We start from the raw sequence: 15,573 nt of genomic DNA, 5'->3' as shown, positions 1-15,573 counted from the left end.
AACCATTGATCCACTTTTTCGTTATGATAACGCATTAGGTTATCCGGACTTCTAGAGTGAAAATTATTTAAAAATGCTGAAATATCATTGTAATCGGCACACCAACCACTACGAATAAGTTGAAATTGCTGTTTACTATGCAATAGAGCCCATTCCTGTTGAGTTTTCACTTGAATATCTGCTCTGATCAAATCGGATTGAGAAAACTGACGAATTAAATTTTGTGCAATAGCAATATTTGTCGAGTTGTTATCAACGATTAAATTTAACTGTAATGGATGTTGAATAGTGATCCCTGCCTGTTGTAATAATCGTTCTGGTGGTGCTGAATTGAAATAGGCGCTTAATAACATTGATGAAGGTAATAAATTAGTACTGGCTTTACCGTTAATATTCACGCCATTAATTGCACTTTTACTGGAAATTAGGCTCACTAATGCTTGTCTTACTGCACTATTTTTTAAAGTGTGGTGATTAGGGTTTAATTCATAATAATAGCTACATAATTTCGGTACGGTTTGTTGCGTATCATTATTGGTATTTAAGCGTAGATCAATTTCTTTTGACTTAAGATTTGTCCTCCAGTATTCAACTTTTTGGAAAGAAACGTGCAATTTTTGCCAATAAAAGGGATTACGCGTTAATATTACTTTGTTTTCATCAATGTTATTTAAAGTATAAGCACCGTTATGTAGAGAGTTTTTTATTGGTAATAAGGAAATATGTGCCAACATTAAGGGAAAATTGGCATTCGCTTTGTCCAGTTCAATTTGCAAATGGTGCTCATCTAAAGCAGTTACTCCCAATGCGGTCGGTTCAGCCTGTTTCTGTAGAATAGCTTTGGCATTTTTAGTTGCAATAAAAGCTAAATATTGTGCTGATGGTGAATTTTCTATAAATAAATTTTGCCAACTTTTCACAAAATCGGTAGCGGTAACGCTAGAACCATCTGACCATTTAGCATCATTTCGTAAAGAAAATAGCCAAACTTTGTTATCTTTTGTTTGCCAAGATTGAGCAATAGCCGGAATAATATTGCCGTGAAGATCGTAACTTACCAACCCTTCATAAAGATCATAAATAATCGCACTATTTTGCAGATCTGTAACTTGTTGGGGATTGAGTTGAAAATGTGAAAACTCGCCTCCGCGGATAAGTGTTTGTCGAGATGGTGTTTTATTTTCTGTGATTGCAGTTGTTGTTTGTGAAGAGGGCTGTTGATCACAACTAGCTATTGCCAATAATGCACAAATAATAAAACTTTTTTTATTTAAAAACTTATGCCACATTAGTGTAATAATCCTGGAAACAAATTAGAAATTCCTGTAACACAGATCTCAATACCGAGCGCCATTAGAATTAATCCCATAATACGTGTGACCACATTGCTACCAGTTTTACCGAGATATTTCATAATCATTGGACCGGAGCGGAAAATGGCATAACACATTACCGAAAAAATTAAAATAGCCATCGCGAAACCGAGCCAATCTATCCAGCTGTTATAACGTGAAGCCCAGACAATAGTTGAACTGATAGCACCTGGTCCTGCGATTAACGGCATTGCAAGTGGAACAACAGCAATGCTTTCACTTTCAGAAAAATTGGTTGCCCGTTCTTCTTTATTTTGTTTTTCTTCCCCTAATTTACCGCTGATCATTGTCATTGCAATCGAAATAACGAGCAGACCACCGGCGATACGGAAGGAGTTAATAGAAATACTGAAAAAATTAAGCAATGCTTGACCAACAAACAGGCTGGTAAGTAAAACTACACCAATTGCGGTGGATGTAACTAACATTGTTTTTTGGCGTTCGGTTTCATATTGGTTACTCGTCATACTCATAAAAATAGGTAATGACCCTAATGGGTTAGTGACTGCAAATAATCCAATAAAAAACTGCATATAAATAGGGAAGTTTTCAATAAATGTCATAAGCATTAATAATTTCAGTATTGAATAAATTAGAAAGTGTTTATTATGGCATAAGAAGCTGTTATTTACACGCCGCAGTAATTACAATCTCTACTTTCCAGTTTGGATCGGCAAGTTTTGCTTCAACGGTAGATCGTGCAGGTGCTTTACCTGCAACGACCCATTGATCCCAAGCACGATTCATTTCAGCATAGTCATTTATATTAGCTAAGAAGATTTCTGCGCGTAAAATACGAGATTTATCTGAACCGCTTTTTTCCAATAAAATATCGATAAGTTGCAAAATTTGTCGAGTTTGCTCATAGGTGTTCAATGATGAGTCTTCTGCAACTTGTCCTGCTAAATAGACAATTCCTGCATAAATAGTGGCTTCTGATAGGCGGTTATTAGAATCAATATGTTTAATTTCGCTCATAAAGCACTCCTTTAAGTTATAGCTGATGAATTATTTTAAGGGTAAAATGAGTTTCAATTAATAGAACAATCGATAAAGTGTTGCTCTATGAATTTTACACTGATTTGGAAGGGGAACTTCCCGAAAATGGACCACATTCTACAGCCCTGCATAGCGATGTTTCAACTAGTAAGGAGTTTTTGATGAAACCGTTAATTTCTAATCAACACGGAGCGATTGTGATGGCATTATTGCCTTTTTTATATGGAATGCTGCTTTCTAAACCGATCTGGTTACATTTTCTTCTTCTATTATCTTGGTTTTCACTCTATCTGATGACCTATCCGTTTTTAGCACTATTTAAAGGGAGGAATTTAGCACTGTATCGCCGTTGGACCTTTATTTATGGAGGGGCGAGTTTGATGTTTGCTATTTTGCCTTTATGGTATAACCCTCGTATTCTTTGCTTTTTAGGTGCAATGCTACCATTTGTTTTAATCAATATTTACTATACAAGGCAGAAAAATGAGCGAGCATTATTGAATGATATTGCTGCTATTTTGATTTTTGCGATTGCCGGAATGGCGGCTTATTTCTTTTCGCAACAAAAGTGGGATCAAAATATGCTTTCAATCGCGCTTTATCCGACACTCTTCTTTGTCGGTACGACTTTATATGTGAAGAGCGTAATGCGCGAGCGCAAAAATCCTCGTTATTATTATCTCTCCTGTGTGTTTCATACACTTTGTGTTGTTATTGGCTTGTTCGTTAATATTGGTATTGCTTTGGCTTATCTGCTACCGATGTTACGCGCGATTTTTTTGCCGAAATATAAGTTATCGGTAAAACAGATTGGTTTAATTGAGTTCGTTATTTCACTCTATTTTTTGATTGTGCTTTACTTAGCAACGACATAGCTGAATAAATACGGGGCAGGGTTCGCCTTTGTTCGCTGTTAAAAAAATGCTAGAATTTGCGCTTTGTGATCAACAGCGACAGAAAAAAAGATGAGTGAAAATATTTATAATGCGAATGATATAACCGTTCTGAAGGATCTCGAACCGGTGCAGTTGCGCCCCGGAATGTATACTGATACCACCCGTCCTAATCATCTTGGTCAAGAAGTTATTGATAATAGTGTCGATGAGGCTTTAGCCGGTTATGCGACTAAAATTGAGGTTATTCTGTATCAGGATCAATCGTTAGAGGTGATTGATAATGGGCGAGGAATGCCGGTTGATATTCATCCTGTAGAAAAAATTTCCGGTATTGAGCTGATCTTAACCAAACTGCACGCCGGGGGAAAATTCTCAAATAAAAATTACCAGTTTGCCGGTGGTTTACACGGCGTGGGAATTTCAGTTGTAAATGCACTCTCTGCACGCGTTGATGTTTCTGTTAAACGCAATGGTGAAATTTATCATATTGCCTTTGCCGACGGTAAAAAAATAGAAGAGCTGGAAGTGGTCGGCACTTGCGGCAGACGCACAACCGGTACGGCAGTAAGATTTTGGCCTAATGCAAAATATTTTGATTCAGCAAAATTCTCTGTTTCACGTCTTCGTCATTTACTACGCGCGAAAGCGGTGCTTTGTCCGGGATTGGAAATAAAATTTATTGATAAAGTTAATCAAACGGAAGAGCGTTGGTGTTATCAGGATGGGCTTTCTGATTACTTATTAGAAGCCGTTGATGGCGTGGCAACTTTGCCGGAACAACCGTTTATCGGCGAATTTAAAAGTGATACTGAAGCGGTGAATTGGGCGTTATTCTGGTTACCGGAGGGTGGGAATATCATTGGCGAGAGTTATGTTAATCTGATTCCTACGCCACTAGGAGGCACGCACGTCAATGGTTTGCGGCAAGGCTTGTTGGATGCAATGCGAGAATTTTGTGAATTCCGCAATTTATTACCGCGTGGCGTTAAGTTAACGGCGGATGATATTTGGGAGCGCTGTGCTTATATTTTGTCGTTAAAAATGCAGGATCCGCAATTTGCCGGACAGACAAAAGAGCGTTTATCTTCTCGTCAGAGTGCGGTGTTTGTCAGCGGTGTCGTCAAAGATAGTTTTAGTTTATGGCTTAATCAGAATATTCAACAAGCGGAGCAGTTGGCAGAAATGGCGATTGCTTCGGCACAACGTCGCTTACGCAGTGCGAAAAAAGTCGTGCGTAAAAAATTGGTGAGCGGTCCGGCATTGCCCGGAAAATTAGCAGACTGTACCCAACAGGATTTGAGTCGTACCGAGCTGTTTTTGGTGGAGGGCGATTCTGCCGGCGGTTCGGCAAAACAGGCACGTGATCGTGAGTATCAGGCGATTTTGCCGTTACGCGGAAAAATTCTTAACACTTGGGAAGTGGCTGGCGATCAAGTGTTGGGCTCACAAGAAATTCACGATATCGCTGTGGCGTTAGGCATTGATCCCGATACTGATGATTTATCGCAATTACGCTATGGCAAAGTGTGCATTCTAGCGGATGCGGATTCGGACGGTTTGCATATTGCCACCTTATTATGTGCATTGTTTTTGCGTCATTTCCCTAAATTGGTGGAAGAGGGGCACGTTTATGTTGCGATGCCGCCGTTGTACCGTATTGATTTAGGTAAAGAGGTGCATTATGCCTTGGATGAAAATGAAAAAGAGGCCATTTTGGAACGCCTAAAATCTAAAAAAGGCAAAATTAATGTGCAGCGTTTTAAAGGTTTGGGTGAGATGAATCCTTTGCAATTACGCGAAACCACAATGGATCCGAATACACGTCGCTTAGTTCAGTTGGTGTATCAACCGAATCAAGGCAGTGATGACGAGGCGGATCATACATTAGAAATGTTAGATATGCTTTTGGCGAAAAAACGTGCGGATGATCGTAAAAATTGGTTACAAGAAAAAGGCGATCACGCAGAGTTAAACGTTTAAGTTTGGTAAAGAGAAATGAGTACAATTAATTACGAAGGCGTTGAGCAGATGCCGATAGGGCATTTTACGGAGAATGCGTACCTCAATTATTCAATGTATGTGATTATGGATCGTGCATTGCCATTTATCGGCGATGGTTTAAAACCGGTGCAGCGTCGTATTATTTATGCGATGTCCGAATTAGGTTTGAATGCGAGTGCGAAGTATAAAAAATCGGCGCGTACGGTCGGTGACGTACTGGGTAAATTCCATCCGCACGGCGATATCGCTTGTTATGGAGCAATGGTATTGATGGCTCAGCCGTTTTCTTATCGCTATCCTCTGGTTGATGGGCAGGGTAACTGGGGCGCACCAGATGACCCGAAATCTTTTGCGGCAATGCGTTATACCGAATCTCGTTTATCAAAAATTTCAGAATTATTGCTTTCGGAATTGGGGCAGGGAACGGTCGATTATCAACCAAATTTTGACGGTACTCTTGATGAGCCACAATATTTGCCGGCAAGATTACCGCATATTTTATTAAATGGTACAACTGGGATAGCGGTGGGAATGGCAACTGATATTCCTCCACATAATATTAATGAAATTGCTCAAGCATTAATTTTGTTGTTGGATAATCCAGATGTCTCAATGGATGAATTATTAAATATTGTTAAAGCTCCAGATTTTCCAACAGAGGCAGAAATTATTACGCCTAAAGAGGATTTGCGAAAAATCTATCTGAATGGCAAAGGCTCACTAAAAATGCGGGCGGTATGGAGTAAAGAGGATGGCGAAATTGTGATTACTGCACTGCCTTATCAGGCTTCAGGCGCTAAAATTATTGAGCAGATTGCGACACAGATGCGCAATAAGAAATTGCCGATGGTAGATGATATTAAAGATGAATCGGATCACGAAAATCCAACCAGATTGGTGATTGTTCCACGTTCTAATCGAGTTGATGAAAATGAACTCATGGCGCATCTGTTTGCTACTACGGATTTAGAAAAAAGTTATCGTGTCAATATGAATATGATCGGTTTAGATCGTAAACCGGCAGTGAAAAATTTATATACGATTTTAACGGAATGGCTCAGTTTCCGTCGTCAAACGGTCACTCGTCGCTTGCAATATCGTTTGGATAAAGTGTTATCAAGACTACATATTCTAGACGGGTTGTTGATTGCTTTCTTAAATATTGATGAAGTTATTCATATTATTCGCAATGAAGATGAACCTAAACAGGAGTTAATGTCGAGATTTGCCTTATCAGAAGAGCAGGCGGAAGCGATTCTGAATTTACGTTTACGTCATTTAGCGAAATTGGAAGAAACTGAATTAAGAGCGGAGCAGAAACAGTTAGAGCAGGAACGCAAACAGTTGGAAAAAATATTATCTTCGGATAAAAATTTGAACCAATTGATCAAAAAAGAGATTGAGCAAGATGCAAAAACGTATGCCAGCCCGAGATTATCGAAAATTGTTGAGCGTGAAGAGGCAAAAGCAATCTCTGAAAGTGCTTTGGTGCCGGTAGAACCGGTAACAGTGATTCTCTCTGAAATGGGATGGGTGCGTTGCGCCAAAGGGCATGATATTGATCCACAAAGTTTAAGTTATAAGGCAGGAGATAATTATCTGGCTCACGTTTGTGGTCGTTCTAATCAACAGGTGATTTTTCTTGATAGCACAGGGCGGAGTTATAGTTTGGATCCCCTTTCTTTACCTTCTGCTCGTTCACAAGGAGAACCGATAACCGGTAAATTAACATTGCCGACAGGCGCAATGATAGAACAGCTATTGATGCCGAAAGCAGAACAAGCACTATTAATGGCATCTGATGCCGGTTATGGTTTTGTCTGCAATACGGAAGATTTAATCACTCGTAATAAAGCAGGTAAAGCGGCGATTTCATTACCTGAAAATGCAAAAGTGTTGCCTCCGGTAGTGATTGAAAACAAATCGGTTTTATTGGTGGCAATTACTTCAGCGAACAAAATGTTACTCTTCCCACTCAGTGAATTGCCGGAGTTATCAAAAGGAAAAGGAAATAAAATTATCAATATTCCTGCTGCGAAAGCAAAAGCAAGAGAGGAGTTGTTGGTGAGATTATTTGTAATTGAAGAGGGCAGTTCTTTGATATTCCGTTCCGGTAAGCGTAAAGTGACTTTGGATGCGAAAGAAATCAGGCATTATTACGGTGAACGTGGTCGTAGAGGCACTCCATTACCACGCGGTATACAGAATAGTGCGGAAATAGAGATTATTCCACCGGAAAAACCGGAAGAATTTGTATTAACAAATTAAGCACAGAAATATGAAGGTAAATATTTGCTATTGCAATAGCAAAAAGGTAGAATATGCGACTCTTATCGTGGCTGGATTAGAGATCGGCTACGATGTGTTTTAATTTAACTTTATTAGGAGTTTATTTATGTCTCTAAGTACTGAAGCAAAAGCGAAAATCGTTGCCGAATACGGTCGTGATGCAAAAGATACTGGTTCGCCAGAAGTTCAAATTGCATTATTAACTGCACAAATTAACCACTTACAAGAACATTTCTCAGTTCACAAAAAAGATCACCATGGTCGTCGTGGTTTACTAGGGATGGTTTCTCGTCGTCGTAAATTGTTAGATTATTTAAGACGTTCTAACTTAGACAGTTATACTAAATTAATCGCAAGTTTAGGTTTACGTCGATAATTTTTTTACGTTTTTGTATAGCTCGAAAACACCTGTTTTCGAGCTTTTTTGTTTTTATCAATTATACATTTTGTCAACCTCTTTGCACATAATGTGTGCGGATGAGTATAACCATATGTATTCTTAGTATTTACTATCAATTGTACAGCTGTACAAATCCTTAAATCTCTTCTACCTCCTAGTTTATCAAACTATGTTAAATTAATATGTATAAAATTAAAAAATACATTAAAATTATAAAAATTAATAAAAAAGATGACAAAAATATTAATTAAATGTTAATGTATTGCTCCATTTTTATATCATCCTAAGAAGCAGAGTCATGATTACATATGTAAAAGTGCTGTTATTTTATCCGCCAGCATAAACATTTTGTGCTTCATTCTCTAAAACTTTAGTTTGTTTCTGTATTGAGGTTATTTTTTATGAAACTGAGTAGTAAACAGACCAAATGGAGCTTGGTACTTATCTGTGCTACTTTTTTATTAAGTGGTTGTGAGAATGCTGTATTGCTCAATCCTAAAGGTCAAATTGGGATGGCGGAGCGTGACTCATCCTGATTGCAACCGGTTTAATGTTGCTTGTCGTGATTCCGGTAATCATAATGGCAATCGTATTTGCCAGAAAATATCGGGAAAGCAATGTAAAAGAGAAATACTCTCCAAACTGGGCGCATTCCAATAAGATCGAAATGGTGGTTTGGGGAATTCCTGTCATCACTATCCTTATTTTAGGAACCATCACTTGGAAAACCACCCATTCACTTGATCCATACCGCCCATTAGAACATGAGAATAAACCAATCACTATTCAAGTCGTTTCTCTAGATTGGAAATGGTTGTTTATTTATCCTGAACAAGGCATTGCGACGGTGAATGAAATTGCCTTCCCACAAAATACCCCTATAGAATTCAAAATCACTTCAGATACTGTGATGAATTCTTTCTTCATTCCACAATTGGGTAGCCAAGTTTATGCGATGGCTAGTATGCAGACTAAACTACATTTGATCGCTGATGAACCCGGTACTTATAAAGGTATTTCTGCGAGTTATAGTGGTTCAGGATTTTCGGGTATGAAATTCAACGCGATTGCTACTCCGGATGAAGCCTCTTTTGCAGATTGGGTCGCTAAAGTGAAACAGTCACCAGATTCTTTGAACACTATGGATGCATATAATCAAGTCGCTATCCCGAGTAAATATGATAAGCCGAAATATTTCTCCAGTGTAGTTCCGAATCTCTTTTATGACATTATGGCAAAATTTGGTAGTCCGCATATGCATAAGCCGGATATGCAAGGGCATAGCACACATATTTCACATAATGAGTCATCAGTCGCAATTACTGAATAGTTAAATAAGCATCGAAGGAATAACTATGTTAGGAAAATTATCATTAGACGCGATACCGTTTCATGAACCTATTGTGATGGTAACGGTTAGCGGTATTATTTTGGGCGGTATTGCTGTCATTATCGCTTTAACTTATTTTAAATTGTGGGGGCCGTTATGGCGTGACTGGATTACGACTGTTGACCATAAACGTATTGGTATTATGTATATCTTTTTAGCTATCATTATGTTAATACGTGGTTTTGCCGATGCAATTATGATGCGTAGTCAGCAGTTTTTAGCATCAGGGGGCTACGCAGGCTTTTTGCCACCGGAACACTATGACCAAATCTTTACGGCTCACGGTGTTATTATGATTTTCTTCGTAGCTATGCCGTTTGTGATCGGTTTAATGAATATTGTTATTCCATTGCAAATTGGTGCTCGCGACGTTGCATATCCGTTTTTAAACAATTTAGGCTTTTGGTTTACTGCTGTTAGTGTGGTTTTGATTAACCTCTCTTTGGGGGTGGTGAGTTCGCTAAAACCGGTTGGTTGGCTTATCCGCCATTGTCGGAATTGCAATATAGTCCTGATGTGGGCGTTGATTATTGGATTTGGACGTTACAAATATCGGGTATAGGAACGACATTAAGTGCGATTAACTTTATTGCCACTATCCTCAAAATGCGTGCACCGGGAATGAGCTTGATGAAAATGCCAATTTTCTGTTGGGCTTCTTTCTGTTCTAACGTGTTGATTTTAACTTCATTCCCGATTTTAACCGCAAGCGTTGCTTTACTTACATTAGATCGTTATTTGGGTACCCATTTTTTTACCAATGATTTGGGTGGCAATATGATGATGTATATCAACCTAATTTGGGCGTGGGGGCATCCGGAAGTATATATTCTGGTATTACCTATGTTTGGGGTTTATGCAGAAGTTACTGCTACTTTCTCTCGTAAGAAAATGTTTGGTTATACCTCAATGGTGTGGGCGACAGTATGTATTACTATCTTGTCTTTCATCGTTTGGTTACACCATTTCTTTACTATGGGATCAGGCGCAAATGTTAATGCTTTCTTTGGTATAGCAACAATGATTATTTCCATTCCAACAGGGGTGAAAATTTTCAATTGGCTATTCACTATGTATCAAGGGCGTATCAAACTTAGTGTACCGATGTTATGGACTATTGGTTTTATTGTGACCTTTGCTATTGGTGGAATGACAGGTGTGCTATTGGCAGTACCGGCTGCTGACTTTGTGTTACACGGCAGCGTATTCTTAATTGCTCACTTCCATAACACTATTATTGGTGGTGTGGTGTTCGGGCTCTTTGCCGGATTGAACTACTGGTTCCCTAAAGCATTCGGTTTTACTTTAAACGAAAAATGGGGTAAACGTGCATTCTGGTGCTGGCAAATCGGTTTCATTGTTGCGTTTTTACCGCTATATGCATTAGGTTTTATGGGAATGACTCGCCGATTAAGCCAACAAATTGATCCTGAATATCATACATTACTCGGCGTAGTAGCACTTGGTGCAGTGATTATTGCTTTGGGTATTGCTTGTCAGTTTATTCAACTTGGTGTATCTATCCGTGATCGAAATAAAAACAGAGATACCACCGGCGACCCTTGGGGTGGACGCACTCTTGAATGGGCAACTTCTTCACCACCACCTTTCTATAATTTTGCGGTGACTCCTAGAGTAGAAGAGCGTGATGCTTTTTGGGATAACAAAGAAAAAGGTGTGGCTTATGCTAAACCAACAACTTATACCCCTATTCATATGCCGAAAAATACCGCTGCGGGTGTCATCATTGCTGTATTTACTATGATTTTTGGTTTCGCAATGATATGGCATATCTGGTGGTTAGCAATCGTGAGTTTCGTCGGTATGGTTGTTACTTGGATTGCTAAAAGTTTCGATCAAGATGTGGATTATTATGTTCCTGTCGATCAAATTGAAACGATTGAAAATAAACACTTTAAAGAATTATCTCAAGCAGGGCTGCAATAATGTCAACAAATACTGTAATACATAACGGTGTCCATCAAGGACACCACGATATTGGGCCGATTAAAGTTTTCGGGTTTTGGATTTATTTAATGAGCGACTTGATTCTCTTTTCTTGTCTGTTCGCAACCTATATCGTGTTGTTACCTGGTACAGCAGGGGCACCGAGCGGCAAAGATATTTTTGAGTTACCTTATGTATTAGTGGAAACCTTCCTATTGCTGTTCAGTTCCATTACTTATGGGTTTGCTGTTTTAGCAATGAATCGCAATAATGTTAGGCAGGTTTTATTATGGTTAGTAGTAACTTTCCTATTTGGTGCTGCTTTCGTTGGTATGGAAATCAATGAGTTCCACCATTTAATTGCACAAGGTGTAGGGCCTGATCGTAGTGGTTTCCTTTCCGGATTCTTTACCTTGGTCGGTACACACGGTTTACATGTTACTGCCGGATTGATTTGGATGGTGGTAATGATGATTCAGGTGGTTACACGCGGTTTATCTGCGGTTAACCGTACTCGTCTAATGTGTTTAAGTTTATTCTGGCACTTCCTTGACATTGTTTGGATTTGTGTCTTTTCCGTTGTTTATTTAATGGGGGTCTTGCTATGAGTTACAATAACCACAATTATGCCACTACTGAACACGGTAGTGTTAAAAGCTATCTTATTGGTTTTGGTTTATCTGTTATTTTGACATTAATTCCATTCCTGATGGTGATGAATGGCAGTGCATCCAAAATATCATTATTGGTAATTATTGCTGTCACTGCTGTGATACAGCTAATTGTTCAGCTTGTCTGTTTCTTGCATATGGGAACTTCTGAAGATGGACGCTGGAATCTCATATCATTTATTTTTACCGCAATTGTGATTCTATTATTGGTGGCATTATCCATCTGGATTATGTGGAGTTTGAATGCCAATATGATGGCAGGCTAATAGGATTTACTATGATTAAATCTTACCTACAAGTAACCAAACCGGGAATTATCATCGGCAATCTTATTTCGGTTGTCGGTGGGTTTCTGTTAGCGGCCAAAGGGCATATGGATCATACGCTGTTTTCTTATACGATTCTTGGTGTGTCATTAGTAGTAGCATCAGGTTGTGCATTTAATAATCTGATTGATCGTGATATTGATCGTAAAATGGAACGCACTAAAAATCGTGTATTAGTTAAAGGTTTAGTTTCAGTACATATTACTTTTGCGTTAGCCATTGTATTAGGTATTTTAGGATTTGCTATCCTTTATTTTGGCGCCAATCCTCTGGCTATGTGGCTGGCTGTTATGGGTTTTGTGGTATATGTGTTTGTGTATAGCCTTTATATGAAGCGTCATTCTGTTTATGGTACGCTCATAGGTAGTTTGTCTGGTGCCGCTCCACCTGTTATTGGTTATTGTGCCGTAAGTAATGAATTTGATACGGGTGCATTGATTTTATTAGCTATTTTTAGTTTGTGGCAAATGCCACATTCTTATGCTATTGCGATTTTCCGTTTCAAGGACTATCAAGCAGCCAATATTCCTGTGTTGCCAGTGGTAAAAGGTATTGCTGTTGCTAAGCATCATATTTTGCTGTATATCATAGCCTTTATGTTTGCTGCACTTATGTTATCAATAGGTGGTTATGTCGGTTATAAATACCTTGTGGTAGCCACTGCTGTAAGTGTGTGGTGGTTATGTATGGCATTATCGGGTTATAAATCAGAGAATAATGATTATGTTTGGGCAAGAAAATTGTTTGTCTTTTCTATCATTGCTATTTGTACCCTAAATATTATGATGTCTATTGATTTTATGGTTCCGGCACATTCAATTGTTAGTTTGACCAATTAATTGTTTGATAAACTTACTCAGCATCATATAAAAAATCTGTCCTTTGGGCAGATTTTTTATATTTTCCTAATTTTGTTAAAAATAGTATGAATAAAACAGTGCTTAATAATGATAATTGTATGACCGTTGAAGAGCGTAAAGCTACTTGGGGACTCGGTACAATTTTTTCCTTACGTATGTTTGGAATGTTTATGGTATTACCAGTATTAACTACTTATGGAATGCATTTACAGGGAGCGAATCAGATTCTTATCGGTATAGCTATTGGTATATATGGTTTTATGCAAGCGATCTTTCAAATCCCTTTTGGTTTATGGTCTGATAAGATAGAACGTAAAACTTTAATTATTTTAGGGGCATCCATTTTTGTGATTGGTAGCATCATTGCTGCTTTGTCTAGCTCAATTTGGGGAGTGATTATTGGGCGAGCCTTACAAGGTAGTGGTGCAATTTCTGCGGCGGTAATGGCATTATTATCCGATTTGACACGTGAACAGATTCGTACTAAAGCAATGGCATTTATAGGTGTATCTTTTGGTATTACTTTTGCGGTTGCTATGGTGACAGGACCTATCATTACCTACCAGATTGGTTTACAAGGGTTATTTTGGTTTATAGCGGTATTGGCTACAGGTGGGATTTTCTTAACCATAACAGTGATCCCAAAAAGTCAATATCACATACGTAACAGTGAATCGGCAGTGATTAAGGGGTGTTTGAAAGAGGTATTACAGCAACCACATGAAACTTAACATTGGTATTTTCTGTATGCATTGTTTGTTGATGACAACTTTTATTGCTTTACCTCTTTGTTTTGAGCAGGCTGGTTTTCCAGCTTATCGTCATTGGCAGATTTATCTTGTCACAATGTTGATTGCTTTTGTAAGTGTAGTTCCGGGGATTATTATTGCTGAAACTAAACGCAAAATGAAGGTTGTTTTCTTGTTCTGTATTATGATCTTGATTGCTGCTGAAGCAACTTTATGGTGTGCAGATAATCAGTTGTGGGTGCTTATTCTTGGAACTTTATTGTTTTTTATCGGCTTTAATCTTATGGAAGCATTGCTTCCTTCCCTTATTAGTAAAGAAGCACCGGCAGGAAGCAAAGGCACAGCGTTAGGAATTTATTCGACATTCCAGTTTTTTGGTGCTGCCGCCGGAGGAAGTATCGGCGGTTGGATTGTTGGGCATTTTGGCACAGAGGTATTGTTTCTAACAGCAATGCTGTTGGCTATTTTATGGCTTGCACTTGCTTTTACTATGAATGAACCTCCATATTTGGCTAATTTGCGTATTCGTCTTACTGAATGTAGAAATTCTACTGTGTGGAAAGATTTTTTCTTACAACAAATTGGAGTGTGTGAGGCTATTATTATTCCTGAAGAGCAAAGTGCTTATATTAAAATTGATAGTATGATGACTAATCGTCAAATTTTAGAAGCAGCAGTCGCTAGACAAGAAAAAATAGGTTTATTTTAATTCGTTAATAGTTTCATTAAAAAATTTCTAAATAGTTCTAGTTCTTGATGTTCACGATGATGAATATATTTTAGAGGCATAACCTCTTTTAAATCAGGGGTATTCATAGAGAAAAATTTTATATGTTGTTTGGTGAATAGAAATATTAAATGACTTTAATGATACGAGATGGGAATGTAGCCTGATGTCTTATAGTATCAGCCTTTAAGTCGCTTTTTAGTAGACATTCTGTTTACTATATTATTTGGTTTCTATAGATAAAAAATTGGGGTAATTATAAGGAATAATTACCCCAATTTTTGTTTATTATGTAGTATTCAAATAATGAAAATAATATAGTTAAAAGTATAAATAATTTTGATAATTAAACATTATTAAATTTATTTTTATGGTAAAAGTTTATCTATTTTCTTTTTTTAAGAAAAAGATTCTATTGGCTATAATAGAATCTTTTTGATTAATTATTCTTCTTTCCCTTTCATATTATTTAATGCAAGTAGTCCTTTATCACAACTTTTAATTTGGTGTTCAACGCTCATTTGTAAGATTTTTTGTTTGCTTTCGGATAGTTTATTTTTGATGTTTGCAATCTGTAGATGAGTTCCGGGTTGTTTTTCTGCTTCTGAAATGAGTTCTTCTGTCTGTTGGAATAATTGTTGACATTGGCTAGGGATTTGAGGGTTTTTGTTTGCAAAACTATTAGAAGTTAAAGCACAAAAAAACAGCGCTACTAAGAAACTAAATTTAAACATATACTGACCGTAAGATTTTAAAAAATCCGTTGAAAAAATGTGCAATAAAAATAACAAAAAAAGAAGGTATTGTCTATAAAAAATGACTTCATCAAAGGAATAAAAAGTTGTTTTTGTCGGTAAATCAAAAAATAAGTTTTTAATAAAATGTTACAAAAAATATAAAAATTGATATGTATCAAATAATATTCTGTTATTGAAATTTATTTTT

General features: G+C 37.6%; 16 protein-coding genes and 1 pseudogene. 13 read left to right on the top strand and 4 right to left on the bottom strand.

Features of this window, described 5'->3' with window-relative positions:
• Positions 1-59: 59 nt before the first annotated feature.
• The 3 genes and pseudogenes from ACXPAV_RS06615 to ACXPAV_RS06605 all read right to left on the bottom strand — a co-directional run.
• Positions 60-1,289, bottom strand: a pseudogene (locus ACXPAV_RS06615) (peptide ABC transporter substrate-binding protein); the annotation flags it as partial.
• Positions 1,289-1,936, bottom strand: coding sequence for a YchE family NAAT transporter (locus ACXPAV_RS06610; protein WP_065230557.1), 648 nt, complete (start codon positions 1,934-1,936; stop codon positions 1,289-1,291). The gene ACXPAV_RS06610 and the pseudogene ACXPAV_RS06615, both read right to left, overlap by 1 nt.
• A gap of 61 nt (positions 1,937-1,997) precedes the next feature.
• Positions 1,998-2,351, bottom strand: a complete 354-nt coding sequence (locus tag ACXPAV_RS06605; RefSeq protein ID WP_039174022.1) for a RidA family protein — start codon at positions 2,349-2,351, stop codon at positions 1,998-2,000.
• Positions 2,352-2,533: 182 nt separating this feature from the next.
• Here ACXPAV_RS06605 and ACXPAV_RS06600 point away from each other — a divergent pair, with 182 nt between their 5' ends.
• The 13 genes from ACXPAV_RS06600 (at position 2,534) to ACXPAV_RS06540 (ending at position 14,610) form a co-directional block, all read left to right on the top strand.
• Positions 2,534-3,247 carry a YwiC-like family protein gene (locus ACXPAV_RS06600; RefSeq protein ID WP_458003033.1) on the top strand — a complete coding sequence of 238 codons (714 nt, stop codon included), beginning with the start codon at positions 2,534-2,536 and terminating at the stop codon, positions 3,245-3,247.
• Positions 3,248-3,337: 90 nt separating this feature from the next.
• The gene (gene parE / locus ACXPAV_RS06595; protein ID WP_018346796.1) at positions 3,338-5,248 is read left to right on the top strand and encodes a DNA topoisomerase IV subunit B; all 1,911 of its coding nucleotides are present in this window, start codon (positions 3,338-3,340) and stop codon (positions 5,246-5,248) included.
• Between the two features lie 15 nt (positions 5,249-5,263).
• Positions 5,264-7,537, top strand: coding sequence for a DNA topoisomerase IV subunit A (gene parC / locus ACXPAV_RS06590; protein ID WP_458003032.1), 2,274 nt, complete (start codon positions 5,264-5,266; stop codon positions 7,535-7,537).
• 127 nt (positions 7,538-7,664) lie between these two features.
• Entirely contained in the window at positions 7,665-7,934 is a 270-nt protein-coding gene (gene rpsO / locus ACXPAV_RS06585; protein ID WP_021461325.1) for a 30S ribosomal protein S15, read from the top strand.
• A gap of 425 nt (positions 7,935-8,359) precedes the next feature.
• The gene (locus ACXPAV_RS06580; protein ID WP_458003031.1) at positions 8,360-8,494 is read left to right on the top strand and encodes a hypothetical protein; all 135 of its coding nucleotides are present in this window, start codon (positions 8,360-8,362) and stop codon (positions 8,492-8,494) included.
• Between the two features lie 44 nt (positions 8,495-8,538).
• Complete coding sequence (cyoA, locus tag ACXPAV_RS06575) at positions 8,539-9,288, top strand: ubiquinol oxidase subunit II (protein WP_458003030.1); 750 nt, start codon at positions 8,539-8,541, stop codon at positions 9,286-9,288.
• Between the two features lie 25 nt (positions 9,289-9,313).
• Positions 9,314-9,910, top strand: a complete 597-nt coding sequence (locus tag ACXPAV_RS06570; RefSeq protein WP_458003029.1) for a cbb3-type cytochrome c oxidase subunit I — start codon at positions 9,314-9,316, stop codon at positions 9,908-9,910.
• The gene (locus ACXPAV_RS06565; RefSeq protein ID WP_458003028.1) at positions 9,838-11,295 is read left to right on the top strand and encodes a cbb3-type cytochrome c oxidase subunit I; all 1,458 of its coding nucleotides are present in this window, start codon (positions 9,838-9,840) and stop codon (positions 11,293-11,295) included. The genes ACXPAV_RS06570 and ACXPAV_RS06565 overlap by 73 nt, the downstream gene beginning before the upstream one ends.
• Positions 11,295-11,903 (top strand): cytochrome o ubiquinol oxidase subunit III, encoded by a 609-nt coding sequence (locus tag ACXPAV_RS06560; RefSeq protein WP_458003027.1) that lies wholly within the window; start codon positions 11,295-11,297, stop codon positions 11,901-11,903. The genes ACXPAV_RS06565 and ACXPAV_RS06560 overlap by 1 nt, the downstream gene beginning before the upstream one ends.
• Positions 11,900-12,232: a cytochrome o ubiquinol oxidase subunit IV gene (gene cyoD / locus ACXPAV_RS06555; RefSeq protein ID WP_458003026.1), complete on the top strand. Its 333-nt coding sequence runs from the start codon at positions 11,900-11,902 to the stop codon at positions 12,230-12,232. Before ACXPAV_RS06560 ends, cyoD begins: the two co-directional genes overlap by 4 nt.
• Before the next feature lie 11 nt (positions 12,233-12,243).
• On the top strand, positions 12,244-13,131 hold the full coding sequence (gene cyoE, locus ACXPAV_RS06550) for a heme o synthase (protein WP_458003025.1): 888 nt from the start codon (positions 12,244-12,246) through the stop codon (positions 13,129-13,131).
• 86 nt (positions 13,132-13,217) lie between these two features.
• Positions 13,218-13,883 carry an MFS transporter gene (locus ACXPAV_RS06545; RefSeq protein ID WP_458003024.1) on the top strand — a complete coding sequence of 222 codons (666 nt, stop codon included), beginning with the start codon at positions 13,218-13,220 and terminating at the stop codon, positions 13,881-13,883.
• A complete protein-coding gene (locus ACXPAV_RS06540) occupies positions 13,873-14,610 on the top strand; it encodes an MFS transporter (protein ID WP_458003023.1) in 738 nt (245 codons plus the stop codon). Before ACXPAV_RS06545 ends, ACXPAV_RS06540 begins: the two co-directional genes overlap by 11 nt.
• Before the next feature lie 461 nt (positions 14,611-15,071).
• On the opposite strand, the gene ACXPAV_RS06535 is transcribed toward ACXPAV_RS06540, so the two are convergent.
• Positions 15,072-15,362, bottom strand: a complete 291-nt coding sequence (locus ACXPAV_RS06535) for a DUF5339 domain-containing protein (protein WP_065230493.1) — start codon at positions 15,360-15,362, stop codon at positions 15,072-15,074.
• Between the last annotated feature and the right edge of the window lie 211 nt (positions 15,363-15,573).

The organism is Gallibacterium sp. ZY190522, assembly GCF_054166015.1.
Note: the sequence above shows the minus strand (reverse complement) of the source record. Positions and strands in the feature narration are given on the sequence as shown.

What these genes read in the sequence shown, in the direction of transcription:
- cyoD (WP_458003026.1), top strand. Translation starts at nt 11,900, where the DNA reads ATGAGTTACAATAACCACAATTATGCCACTACTGAACACGGTAGTGTT.
- cyoA (WP_458003030.1), top strand. Translation starts at nt 8,539, where the DNA reads ATGGCAATCGTATTTGCCAGAAAATATCGGGAAAGCAATGTAAAAGAG.
- ACXPAV_RS06535 (WP_065230493.1), bottom strand. Translation starts at nt 15,362, where the DNA reads ATGTTTAAATTTAGTTTCTTAGTAGCGCTGTTTTTTTGTGCTTTAACT.
- ACXPAV_RS06580 (WP_458003031.1), top strand. Translation starts at nt 8,360, where the DNA reads ATGAAACTGAGTAGTAAACAGACCAAATGGAGCTTGGTACTTATCTGT.
- rpsO (WP_021461325.1), top strand. Translation starts at nt 7,665, where the DNA reads ATGTCTCTAAGTACTGAAGCAAAAGCGAAAATCGTTGCCGAATACGGT.
- ACXPAV_RS06610 (WP_065230557.1), bottom strand. Translation starts at nt 1,936, where the DNA reads ATGACATTTATTGAAAACTTCCCTATTTATATGCAGTTTTTTATTGGA.
- ACXPAV_RS06560 (WP_458003027.1), top strand. Translation starts at nt 11,295, where the DNA reads ATGTCAACAAATACTGTAATACATAACGGTGTCCATCAAGGACACCAC.
- parC (WP_458003032.1), top strand. Translation starts at nt 5,264, where the DNA reads ATGAGTACAATTAATTACGAAGGCGTTGAGCAGATGCCGATAGGGCAT.
- parE (WP_018346796.1), top strand. Translation starts at nt 3,338, where the DNA reads ATGAGTGAAAATATTTATAATGCGAATGATATAACCGTTCTGAAGGAT.
- ACXPAV_RS06600 (WP_458003033.1), top strand. Translation starts at nt 2,534, where the DNA reads ATGAAACCGTTAATTTCTAATCAACACGGAGCGATTGTGATGGCATTA.
- ACXPAV_RS06570 (WP_458003029.1), top strand. Translation starts at nt 9,314, where the DNA reads ATGTTAGGAAAATTATCATTAGACGCGATACCGTTTCATGAACCTATT.
- ACXPAV_RS06540 (WP_458003023.1), top strand. Translation starts at nt 13,873, where the DNA reads ATGAAACTTAACATTGGTATTTTCTGTATGCATTGTTTGTTGATGACA.
- ACXPAV_RS06545 (WP_458003024.1), top strand. Translation starts at nt 13,218, where the DNA reads ATGAATAAAACAGTGCTTAATAATGATAATTGTATGACCGTTGAAGAG.
- ACXPAV_RS06605 (WP_039174022.1), bottom strand. Translation starts at nt 2,351, where the DNA reads ATGAGCGAAATTAAACATATTGATTCTAATAACCGCCTATCAGAAGCC.
- cyoE (WP_458003025.1), top strand. Translation starts at nt 12,244, where the DNA reads ATGATTAAATCTTACCTACAAGTAACCAAACCGGGAATTATCATCGGC.